8 protein-coding genes and 1 pseudogene are annotated in these 9,954 nt (G+C 72.6%); 1 reads left to right on the forward strand and 8 read right to left on the reverse strand.

Translation table 11 applies throughout. The features are described from left to right. Nucleotides 1-16: 16 nt before the first annotated feature. The 4 genes from ACIQNU_RS19700 to ACIQNU_RS19715 all read right to left on the reverse strand — a co-directional run bounded on the left by ACIQNU_RS19700 (nt 17) and on the right by ACIQNU_RS19715 (nt 5,090). Nucleotides 17-1,624, reverse strand: coding sequence for an ABC transporter substrate-binding protein (locus ACIQNU_RS19700; protein ID WP_401367752.1), 1,608 nt, complete (start codon nt 1,622-1,624; stop codon nt 17-19). Nucleotides 1,625-1,777: 153 nt separating this feature from the next. Further along, complete coding sequence (locus tag ACIQNU_RS19705; protein WP_401367755.1) at nt 1,778-2,911, reverse strand: acyl-CoA dehydrogenase family protein; 1,134 nt, start codon at nt 2,909-2,911, stop codon at nt 1,778-1,780. Then, nucleotides 2,908-4,089 carry an acyl-CoA dehydrogenase family protein gene (locus tag ACIQNU_RS19710; RefSeq protein ID WP_401367757.1) on the reverse strand — a complete coding sequence of 394 codons (1,182 nt, stop codon included), beginning with the start codon at nt 4,087-4,089 and terminating at the stop codon, nt 2,908-2,910. The genes ACIQNU_RS19705 and ACIQNU_RS19710 overlap by 4 nt, the downstream gene beginning before the upstream one ends. Continuing rightward, nucleotides 4,086-5,090, reverse strand: a complete 1,005-nt coding sequence (locus ACIQNU_RS19715) for an NADPH:quinone oxidoreductase family protein (protein ID WP_401367760.1) — start codon at nt 5,088-5,090, stop codon at nt 4,086-4,088. Before ACIQNU_RS19715 ends, ACIQNU_RS19710 begins: the two co-directional genes overlap by 4 nt. A 187-nt stretch (nt 5,091-5,277) precedes the next feature. Between ACIQNU_RS19715 and ACIQNU_RS19720 the strand changes: the two genes are divergently transcribed. Then, nucleotides 5,278-6,186 (forward strand): SDR family oxidoreductase, encoded by a 909-nt coding sequence (locus ACIQNU_RS19720; RefSeq protein ID WP_401367762.1) that lies wholly within the window; start codon nt 5,278-5,280, stop codon nt 6,184-6,186. A gap of 25 nt (nt 6,187-6,211) precedes the next feature. Here the strand turns inward: ACIQNU_RS19720 and ACIQNU_RS19725 are convergent, their stop codons facing one another. The 4 genes and pseudogenes from ACIQNU_RS19725 to ACIQNU_RS19740 form a co-directional block, all read right to left on the reverse strand. After that, the gene (locus tag ACIQNU_RS19725; RefSeq protein ID WP_401367764.1) at nt 6,212-7,048 is read right to left on the reverse strand and encodes an enoyl-CoA hydratase/isomerase family protein; all 837 of its coding nucleotides are present in this window, start codon (nt 7,046-7,048) and stop codon (nt 6,212-6,214) included. A 73-nt stretch (nt 7,049-7,121) separates the two neighbouring features. Further along, nucleotides 7,122-7,568 carry a hypothetical protein gene (locus ACIQNU_RS19730; protein ID WP_401367767.1) on the reverse strand — a complete coding sequence of 149 codons (447 nt, stop codon included), beginning with the start codon at nt 7,566-7,568 and terminating at the stop codon, nt 7,122-7,124. A gap of 135 nt (nt 7,569-7,703) precedes the next feature. Beyond that, nucleotides 7,704-9,005 carry an alpha/beta fold hydrolase gene (locus ACIQNU_RS19735; RefSeq protein WP_401367769.1) on the reverse strand — a complete coding sequence of 434 codons (1,302 nt, stop codon included), beginning with the start codon at nt 9,003-9,005 and terminating at the stop codon, nt 7,704-7,706. Nucleotides 9,006-9,084: 79 nt separating this feature from the next. Then, nucleotides 9,085-9,954: pseudogene (locus ACIQNU_RS19740) on the reverse strand (substrate-binding domain-containing protein); the annotation flags it as partial.

Consider the following 9,954-nt stretch of genomic DNA (forward strand, 5'->3'; position numbering starts at 1 on the left):
CCACGGACACGGGAGTTCACGGCTTCGGCTGCCAGTGCTCGATGTTCCACCAGGGACCGGACGCGAGCCCGTGGTCGTGCGGCTCGACCTGCGTGGTGAGCGAGCCGAACCGCTTGTCGGTCACATAGAGGTGGTCGATGTGGGTGAGGAAGGTGTAGCCGGGGTTCTTCACCAGCTCGCGCTGCACGGTGTCGTACGCGGCCTTCCGTGCGGCCTTGTCGGCGGTGCGGCGGGCGTCGTCGAGCGCGCGGTCGACCGCCGGGTTGTCGTACCAGGCCATGTTGTTGAAGCCGTCGCCCGCGAGGTCGGACTTGAGGAGCGTGTACTGGTCGAAGTCGGGGTCGGCCGGTGAGCCGCCGCCCGCGAGGACCGCGTCCTTCGGCATGCGCGGTTCGATGACCTCCCAGGTGCCCGCCTGGACCTTGATCTCGATGCCGAGCTTCTTGGCGTCGGACGCGTAGGCGAGGGCGTGGTCCTGGCGGAGCTTGTCGCCGGAGACGTACCAGAGGGGGAAGGCGGCGCGGACGCCGTCCTTCTCGCGGATGCCGTCCTTGCCGGGCCGCCAGCCCGCACCGTCGAGGATCTTCTTGGCGCGCTCCGGGTCGTGGGCGCGTTCGGTGCCGGGCGTGAACCACTCGCTGTCGGTGGGGACCGGGCCGTAGGCGGCCTTGCCCGCGCCGTTGAGGATCGAGGCGACCATGGCCTCGCGGTCCACGGCGAGGTCGAGGGCGCGCCGCACGGCCGTGTCCCCGGTGGTCCTGTTGCCGGTGGGGAGGGTGACGACGCGGTAGTCGAAGGTGGTCGCCGCGTACGTCTTGCGGTTGTCGTCCTTGGCGAAGGTGCCGGCGAGCGCGGGCGGCAGGATCGCGGCGTCGAGGTCGCCGGAGCGCAGCCGGGTGGCGCGGATGTCGTCGTCCTTGATGATCGCCATGGTGAAGTTCTTGATGTCCGGCGCGCCGCCCCAGTACTTCGGGTTGGCCTTGAAGACCAGCTTCTCGCCCTTGGACCAGTTGACGAGCTGGTAAGGGCCTGTGCCGACGGGCTTGGTGGTGAACGGCCCGGTGTTGACGTCCTGCCTGCCCGCTATGTGCTCGGGCGCGATGGGCAGCACGGTGCGCTCGGCGAACGGCGCGTAGGGGTAGGCGAGCCGGAAGACCACGGTGTCGTCGCCGTCGGCCTCGACGCTCTTCAGGGCGTCGAGTTCGGTGCGCGAGGCGTTGTTGGTCTTCTTGTCGAGGATGGTCTCGTAGGTGAAGACGACGTCCTTGGCAGTGAACGGCTTGCCGTCGCTGAACTCGACGCCCTCGCGCAGCTTGTAGGTGTAGGTGCGGCCGTCCTTGCTCACCTCGGGCAGCTCGGCGGCGAGCGCGGGCCGCAGGTTCATGTCGGCGTCGCGGGTGAGCAGCCCGTCGAAGATCTTCGAGTTGCCGTCCTTGCCGTAGCCGAGCAGCGGGCTCAGACTGTCCGGTTCGTACGCGATGCCGACGACCGCCGAGTCCTTCGCGCCGTCGTCGCCGTCGCCGGGCGCCGAACACGCCGTGGCGGCGACCGTCAGGGCGACGGCCGCCGCCACGGTGCCCGTTCCCCGTATCGCTCGGGCCTTGCTGCCGGCTCGGGCCTTCATGCCAATCCACCCCTACTGAAGATCACACGTTATTGCGAACGGATCGCAATTATGCCTCATGTAATAGGTGAGTAAAGCCCCTGGTCCGTACGGCACGGAAGATCGGCCGCGTAAGAAACAGGAGGTGGCGCGGTATGTGCCGGGGGGTGACGGTCAGGGTGCCGCGATGTCGACCAGGTCGCCCACCGCCTCCCGGTGCCGCCCTGCCGTGCCGAGCGCGATCGAGTCGGCCTTCGCGCGCTTCAGATACAGGTGCACCGGGTGCTCCCACGTCATCCCGATGCCGCCGTGCAGTTGAAGCGCCTCTTCGGCGGCGTGGACGGCGGCGGGCGACGCGTACGCCTGGGCGACGGCCACGGCGAGCGCGGTGTCGGCGCTGTCCGTGGCGAGGGCGTCGGCGGCGGCGCGGGCGGCGGCCCGGGTGCCGACCGTGTCGAGCCACACCTGCGCCATCCGGTGCTTGAGCGCCTGGAAGGAGCCGACGGGACGGTTGAACTGGTGGCGTTCGCGGGTGTAACGGACGGTCTCGGTCAGACACCACTCGGCGATCCCGAGCTGTTCCGACGCGAGCAGTCCGGCGCCGGAGCGCAGCGCCCGCCGCACGGCCCGGTCGGCGTCGTCGGTCAGGAGCCGCGCGGGCACCGCGTCGAACCCGATGTCGGCGAGCGGCCGGGTGCGGTCCAGGGAGGTCCGTGGGGTCACGGCGGGTCCGGTACCGGCCGATGCGCCCGCGTCCACCGCGTACAGACCGCCGTCCGCCGCCGGGACGAGCAGCACATCGGCGGCCTCCGCGTCCGCGACACCGGTGACCCGGCCGTGCAGGGCGCCGCCCTCGTACCGGACGGTGGCGGCCACCGGTCCCGGCGCGGTCGGCAGGGGCACGGCGAGGGCCGCGACGGTACGGCCCGACGCGACGGCGGCCAGCAGTTCACCGGCCGTGTCGCCCCCGCAGGACAGCAGCGCCTCGGTGGCGATCACCGCGCTCGTCAGATACGGCACCGGCGCCACCGCGCGGCCCAACTCCTCCAGTACCACGGCGGCTTCGCGGTGCGTGGCGCCCTGGCCGCCGAGCGCTTCGGGCACCAGGAGTCCGGCGAGGCCCATGCCCTCGGTGAGCGCCTTCCACAGCTCACGGTCGTGCGGTGTGCCGGACTCGGTGCGGGCGAGTACGGACGCCGTGTCGCAGTGGTCGGTGAGGAGATCGCGTACCGCCGAGCGCAGCGCCTCCTCCTCTTCCGTGCAGAGGAGGTCGGGGGACGTGTCGGCGGGGTCGGGGGCGGTGCTCATCGGGCCAGGTCCTTCCAGGCGACGTCCTTGTCGGTGCGTGGCTCGGGCGGCAGGCCGAGGACGCGTTCGGCGACGATGTTCAGCAGGATCTCGCTGGTCCCGCCCTCGATGCTGTTGCCCTTGGAGCGCAGATAGCGGTAGCCCGCCTCGCGCCCTGTGAAGTCGACGAACTCCGGGCGGCGCATCGTCCAGTCGTCGTACAACAGCCCTTCCTCGCCGAGGAGTTCGACCTCCAGGCCGCTGATCTCCTGGTTGAGGCGGGCGAAGGCGAGTTTCATGCCGGAGCCCTCGGGTCCGGGCTGTCCCGCGACGAGTTGCTGGCGCAGCCGCTCCCCGGTGAGCCGGGCCACCTCGGCCTCCACCCACAGGGTGAGCAGCCGGTGCCGCAGTTCGTGGGTGCGCAGGTCGGGGCGTTCGCGCCAGAGCCGCGAGACGGGGCCGATCATGCCGCCCTCGCGGGGGATGCGGGCGCCGCCGATCGAGACCCGCTCGTTCATGAGGGTGGTCTGCGCGACGCGCCAGCCGTCGCCGACCGCGCCGAGCCGGTGGCGGTCGGGGATACGGACGCCGGTGAGGAACACCTCGTTGAACTCGGCCTCGCCGGTGATCTGCCGCAGCGGTCTGACCTCCACACCGGGGTCGGTCATGTCGCAGATGAAGTAGGTGATGCCCTGGTGCTTGGGGACGTCCGGGTCGGTGCGGGCGATGAGGATCGCCCAGCGGGCCAGGTGGGCGCTCGACGTCCACACCTTCTGTCCGTTCACCACCCAGTCGTCGCCGTCGCGGACGGCGCGGGTGCCGAGCGCGGCCAGGTCGGAGCCCGCGCCCGGTTCGCTGAACAACTGGCACCACACCTCCTCACCGGTCCACAGCGGGCGCAGGAACCGGTGCTTCTGCTCGTCGGTGCCGAAGCCGAGGATCGTCGGCGCGGCCATGCCGAGGCCGATGCCGATCCGGCGCGGATCGTTGTCGGGGGCGTCGGCGGCGGCGAGTTCGGCGTCCACGACGCCCTGAAGGGAACGCGGCGCACCGAGGCCGCCGAGCCCTTCCGGATAGTGCACCCAGGCGAGTCCCGCGTCGAACCTGGCCTTGAGGAAGTCGGTGCGGTCGGTGTGCGCGGGCGGATGGGCGGCCAGCAACTCGGCGGTGCGGCGGCGCAGTTCGGCGGCGTCCGTCATACGGTTGCTCCTTCCGGTACGGAGGCGGTGTCACCGGTTCCAACGGATTCCGGGACCACGACGACGCGGCCCGTGGTGACCCCGTCCGCGACCCGCTGGACGGCGTCGGCCGCACCCTTCAGCGGAACACGCTCGCTGACCAGCGGCTTGATCGCTCCGCGCGCGGCGAGTTCGGTCAACTGCGCGTGACAGCGCGCGATCGATCCCGGGTCCTTGGTGGCGTACAGGCCCCAGTGCAGGCCGAGGATCGAGTAGTTCTTCAGGAGTACGTGGTTGAGGGGCGGCGCCGGTACGGTCCCTCCGGCGAAGCCGACGACGACGATCCGTCCCTCGAAGGCGACGCACTTCGTGGACTTGGCGTACGCGTCCCCGCCGACCGGGTCGTACACGACGTCCGCGCCCCGGCCGCCCGTCGCCTCCTTCACCACGGCGACGAAGTCCTCCGTACGCCGGTCGACCACCACGTCACAGCCGAGGTCGCGGGCGACCCGGGCCTTCTCGGGCCCGCCGACGACTCCGATGACCCGGGCGCCCGCCGCCTTGCCCAACTGGACGGCCGCGCTGCCGACGCCGCCGGCCGCCGCGTGCACGAGCAGCGTCTCGCCGGCCTGGAGGTGCGCCCTGCGGTGCAGGCCGAACCAGCCGGTCTGGTAGCCGATGTGCAGGGCAGCCGCCTCGGCGTCGTCCAGGGCGTCGGGCGCGGGGAGCAGGGCCGCGGTGTCGGCGAGCGCGTACGCGGCGAAGCCGCCGTGCGGGAGCGCCGGGTTGGCGATGACGCGACGCCCGTCCTGTGTCTCGCCGCAGATCTCCACGCCCGGCGTGAACGGCAGCGGCGGCCTCATCTGGTACTGACCCCGGCACAGCAGGGCGTCCGGGAAGTTCACACTGGCGGCCCGCACCCGGAGGAGCGTCTGCCCCGCGGCGGGTACCGGAGGCTCGATCTCCACCAGACGCATCACCTCGCCCGGTTCGCCGGTCTCGCTTACCTGCCATGCCTGCATGTGCCCTCCAGGGACCGGGGAGTCGGTGCGGGGTTGGTCCGGTGTTGGTCCGGGGTCGGTGCCGGGTCTCCTTCCGCATACTAAGCGGTTGCTTTGACTGGAGGGAACAGGCCCCACGCCTCGTTCGCCTTCAGCCAGGACCCCGCGTCTCTGGAAGTTTGCGGGTCCGGGCGGTATCGAGTGCGGCATGACGGACGACGACGAGTACACGACGACGCCCTGCCCCGGACTGCCCGCCCCTCCCCCGCCGGGCGCGAGCGCGCTGCCGCCCGGCACCTTCGACGGAACCGCGGTCCTGGTCACGGGCGGAGGCACCGGTCTGGGCAAGGCGGTCGCCGCCGAATTCGCCCGCCTGGGCGCCGACTTGGTGATCGCGAGCCGGTCGCCCGAGCATCTGGACGCGGCACGGCGTGACCTGGCGGACGTGGGCCCCGGCCGGGTGGTCGTCGCGCCCTGCGACATCCGTGAGCCGGAGCGGGTCGCCGAGGTCTTCGACGTCGCCGAGCGCGCGGTCGGCCTGCCCGGGGTCCTGGTGAACAACGCGGCGGCGAACTTCCCGGTGCCCGCCGAGGACATGTCCCCGAACGCCTGGCGCGCGGTGGTCGACACCACGCTGACGGGCACCTTCTTCATGACGCGTGAGTTCGGCCGCCGCCATCTCGCCGCGGGCACCCCGGCCTCCGTGATCGACGTGGGCGCCTCGTACGCCTGGACCGGCGGTCCCGGCTTCGCCCACAGCGCCGCCGCCAAGGCCGGAGTGGAGAGCCTGGTACGGACGCTGGCCGTGGAGTGGGGCCCGTACGGCATCCGGGTCAACGGGCTCGTGCCCGGTCTGATGCCGCACGACGACATGACGGCCGACATCCGGGGCGCCCTCGACCGGGCCGACGACCGGGACGCCCGGCAGCCGGCGCTCCGGGTCGGGGCGCCGCGTGAACTGGGCTGGGCGGCGACCTTCCTGGCCTCGCCGTACGCCCGTTTCATCAGCGGTCACACACTGGTGGTGGACGGTGCGAACTGGCAGCGCCGGGGTGTGGTGAGCCCGCCGGTGGAGACCGTGCGGGAGCAGTTGGGGCGGGGGCCCTTCACGGGCTGAACCAACCTGTCGCGCGCGGTCGGGGTCAGTGCCCTTCGAAGCGCGGTGCCCGCCGTGCGGCCTTCGCCGCGTACCCCTCCCGCGAGTCGTCCGATGTGAGGGTGATCGCGGTGGCGAGCGCGGCGCGGTCCAGGGCTTCGGGCATGCCCCGGTCCGCGTAGGCGTCGATGTCGCGTTTGACGCCCTGGACGGCGAGGGGCGCGTTGGCCGCGATCTCGGCGGCGATCGCACGTGCCGTGGCCTCCAACTCTCCTACGGACGTGACGAGTTGGACGAGGCGGAGGCGTTCGGCGGTGGCGGCGTCGATCCGGCGGCCGGTGAGCGCGAGCAGCTTCGCCCAGCCCGCCCCGGCATCACGGGCGATCCGCATGTCGCCGCCCGCGTCCACGGCGGCCCCGACGCCGGTCTCCGGCAGGGCGAACACGGCGTCGTCCGCGGCGACCCTGATGTCGGCCATGAGCGCCAGTTCGAAGCCGAAGCCGAGGCAGTGGCCCTGCACGGCGGCGACGACGGGCTGCGGCAGGCCCGCGACGACACGGAAGCGTTCGTGGACCCAGCGGATGCCCTCGTAGTAGTTGCGGACGCGTTCCGCGCCGGAGCGGCCGGTGATGGCGCCGCCGGGCGCGGTGACGTCGATGCCCGCGCAGAACGACCGCCCTTCGGCGCGCAGCAGCACGGCCCGCACCCGGTCGTCGAAGCGGATCCGGTCGGCGAGCAGGCCGAGTTGGCGCGTGGACTCCCAGCTCCACGCGTTGAGCTTGTCGGGGCGGCAGAGGGTGAGGACGGCGAGCCCGTCCGCACCGACGTCGAGCCGCAGCCGCTCCTCGCCCTCCGCGATGTCCGTGCTCGTGGTGTCGATCACCGGACCCCCTCAGCCCCACCGGCAGCCATCTGACGTACCGTCAGAATAGTTCAGAGTGGCAACCGGATTCCAGCTAAGGGTGGTAGCTGGGATCCAGCCGGTAGAGCGTGATGCCCACATCCGTCATCCGGGTGTCCGCCGAACCCTCGCAGGCGGTGGCGAGACCCGCCTCGAAGCGGGTGCTTCCGTCGTCGGGGGCCCGTCCCGTCGCCCCGTCCTTCTCTCGCGCCTCGGTCAGCAGGTCGGATGCCATCACCCACCGCTGATGGTCGCTCATCTTCGTCAGGAAGTCCGCGCAGGGCGTATCGGCGTACGCGGACTTCCAGGTCTGTTCATAGGTGCCCGCACTGCTGCCCGCCTTGGGCGAGGGAGGTTCGGTACGGGTCGGACTGGTGTCGGCCGCCGGTGCGGTGGTGTCGGACTGGACGGTTCCGGAACCGGTACCGGAGCCCGTGCCGCCGCACGCGACGACTGTGGCGGCGAGTGCCGCGACGGCTAGCAGAGCGGGACTGATGCGCATGACGCCCCCCAAGGACGGTGCTGTGATCCGTCATTGTGGAGGGGAGGTGAAGGCACGGTCATCATGCCCGAACGCTTCGTGTCCGACCCGTAACGGATCACGCCGCCCGGGACGGATCAGGCCACCCGTGACCGGTCACGCCTCGTCGCGGGTGAGGGCGAGCAGCCGGTCCAGGACGCGGGGGCCGCTCGCGCGTACGCCGTCGTGTTCGTACTCGTCCGTGACCCAGGTGCGCAGCCCCCGGATCGTGCGGGCGGTCTCCAGGGAGTGCGCGGTGTCCACGTACATGTCGTCGTGGTACACGGCGGCGGCGACCGGGACCTCGTTGTGGGCGAGGCGCGCCGCGTCGTACAGCGGGGCCCAGTCGGTGCGCTCGGCGAGCAGGTCCGCGGTCTCGCGCAGCGGGCGCAGCGCCGGGTCGCAGTCGAAGGTCCAGGGGTGCACGGACTCGCCGGTGAACAGCAGCGGCCCGTCACCCTCCAGGGTGCGCGCGGCGTCGAACTGCGGGAACTCGGCGCGCACCCGCTCGGCCGACCAGGCGGTGGGCTGCGCGCCCTGGGCGTAGCAGGCCTCGTGGACCAGGGCGTAGAGGGGGTGTCCGGCGTAGGAGAGCGCGGCTTCGGTGTCCTGCTGGAAGGCGTCCGACAGGGCGGTCCCGGCGGGGGTGCGGACGAAAGCGTTCTCCAGGAGGTAGTGGAGCCGGTGGCTGCCGTCGCCGCCGCCGAGCATGGCGCCGAGGGACTGGAACGCCTCGACGGTGAGCCGGTAGCCGCCGGGCAGGACGGTGTCGTTCTCGGCGAGGTGGGTGGCGATGCGCCAGGCGCGTTCGACGTCCATCGGGTAGCGGGCGTAGTGCGCGGCGACCTTGCGCTCGATGCGGGGGTACGCGGCCCGGTAGACGTCGTCCGCGTGGCCGTCCAGGCTGGGCAGGCCGCCGGTGATCACGGCCGCACGCAGGCCCTCGGGCGCCGTCGACAGATAGTGCGTCGTGCAGAAGCCGCCGAAGCTCTGGCCGAGTACGGTCCAGGGCGCGCCGCCGGTCAGGGCGGGCCTGATCCACTCGCAGTCGCGGACGATCGAGTCGGCGCGGAACCTGGCCAGGTAGTCGGCCTGCTCGCGGGCCCCGCCGCGCAGCGGGAGCGTCTGCCGGTTCGCCGGGGTCGAGCGGCCCGTGCCGCGCTGGTCGACCAGGAGCACCCGGAACTCCTGGAGGGCGCGGCCGAGCCACGCGGCCTTGCCGGCGAACCGGTTGGCGCCGAAGCCGGGGCCGCCCTGAAGATAGACGAGCCAGGGCAGGTCGGCCTGCTCCTTGCCGGTCGCGACGGCCTCGCGCGCGTACAGCTCGATCTGCTCCCCCGACGGGTCGTCGTGGTCGAGGGGCACGGTGAAGTGGTGGTCGGTGAGGACGACGCCCGGCTGGCGGTACGAGACGGTCAAGGCTGCTCCTGTGCCGTGTTCGGTATGCGGACTCGGAGTGTCAGTTCAGCACAGGGATCGCGGCGCCCGGCACCCGAGGTCACCTGGGTCGCAGGGTGGTCGAGTTGCGTACCACCAGCTCCGGCTGGAGCACCACGCGCCGGTGCTCATGGGCGCCGGGCCGCGCCGCCTCCATCTCCTCCAGGAGGAGTTCCGCGGCGAGGGCGCCCATGGTGACGGCGGGCTGCCGCACCGAGGTGAGCGGCACGGCGGCGGCCGACGCGAACTCGATGTCGTCGTAGCCGACGATCGCCAGTTGGTCGGGGACGCTCACCCCGGCCGCGAACACGGCCTGGAGGACGCCGAGGGCGAGCAGGTCGTTGGCGCAGAACACGGCGGTCGGCCGGTCGGCGAGGCCGAGCAGCCGGGCGCCCGCGTCCCGGCCCGCGGCGACGTCGAGACGTTCGGTGGGCAGCTCGCGCAGCGTGCTCTCGGGCAGTCCCGCCTCGGCGAGCGCCCGCAGGGCGCCGAGCCTGCGGTCCCGCACCTGGTGGAGTCCGGCCGGGCCGCTGACGTACGCGATGCTGCGGTGCCCGGCGTCCACGAGGTGGCGTACGGCGAGCGCGCCGCCGTTGACGTCGTCCACGGAGACGGAGCACTCGGTGGTGCCCTCGGCGACGCGGTCGACGAGGACGAAGGGGATGTCGTGGCGGCGGAACGCCTCGATGTTCTGGCCGGTCGCGTCGGCGGGCGTGAGCAGGACGCCGCGGACGCGCTGTTCGGCGAAGAGGGCCAGGTACTCGGCCTCCTCGGCGGGGTTCTGGTCGCTGTTGCAGACCATGACGCCGAGCCCCGCGTCGCGGGGGGGGGGGGGGGGGGGCCCCGCCCCCCCCCCCCCCCCCCCCGCGCCGCCCCCCCCCCCCGCCCCCCGGCCCCCCCCCCGCGCCCCCGCCGCGCCCCCGCGCCCGCC

This window comes from Streptomyces sp. NPDC091292, from assembly GCF_044757265.1.
Lineage (GTDB): Bacteria > Actinomycetota > Actinomycetes > Streptomycetales > Streptomycetaceae > Streptomyces.

Excerpts from the sequence above, each read along its gene's own strand:
- ACIQNU_RS19730 (WP_401367767.1), bottom strand. The coding sequence starts at position 7,568 with ATGCGCATCAGTCCCGCTCTGCTAGCCGTCGCGGCACTCGCCGCCACA.
- ACIQNU_RS19705 (WP_401367755.1), bottom strand. The coding sequence starts at position 2,911 with ATGAGCACCGCCCCCGACCCCGCCGACACGTCCCCCGACCTCCTCTGC.
- ACIQNU_RS19715 (WP_401367760.1), bottom strand. The coding sequence starts at position 5,090 with ATGCAGGCATGGCAGGTAAGCGAGACCGGCGAACCGGGCGAGGTGATG.
- ACIQNU_RS19720 (WP_401367762.1), top strand. The coding sequence starts at position 5,278 with ATGACGGACGACGACGAGTACACGACGACGCCCTGCCCCGGACTGCCC.
- ACIQNU_RS19710 (WP_401367757.1), bottom strand. The coding sequence starts at position 4,089 with ATGACGGACGCCGCCGAACTGCGCCGCCGCACCGCCGAGTTGCTGGCC.
- ACIQNU_RS19700 (WP_401367752.1), bottom strand. The coding sequence starts at position 1,624 with ATGAAGGCCCGAGCCGGCAGCAAGGCCCGAGCGATACGGGGAACGGGC.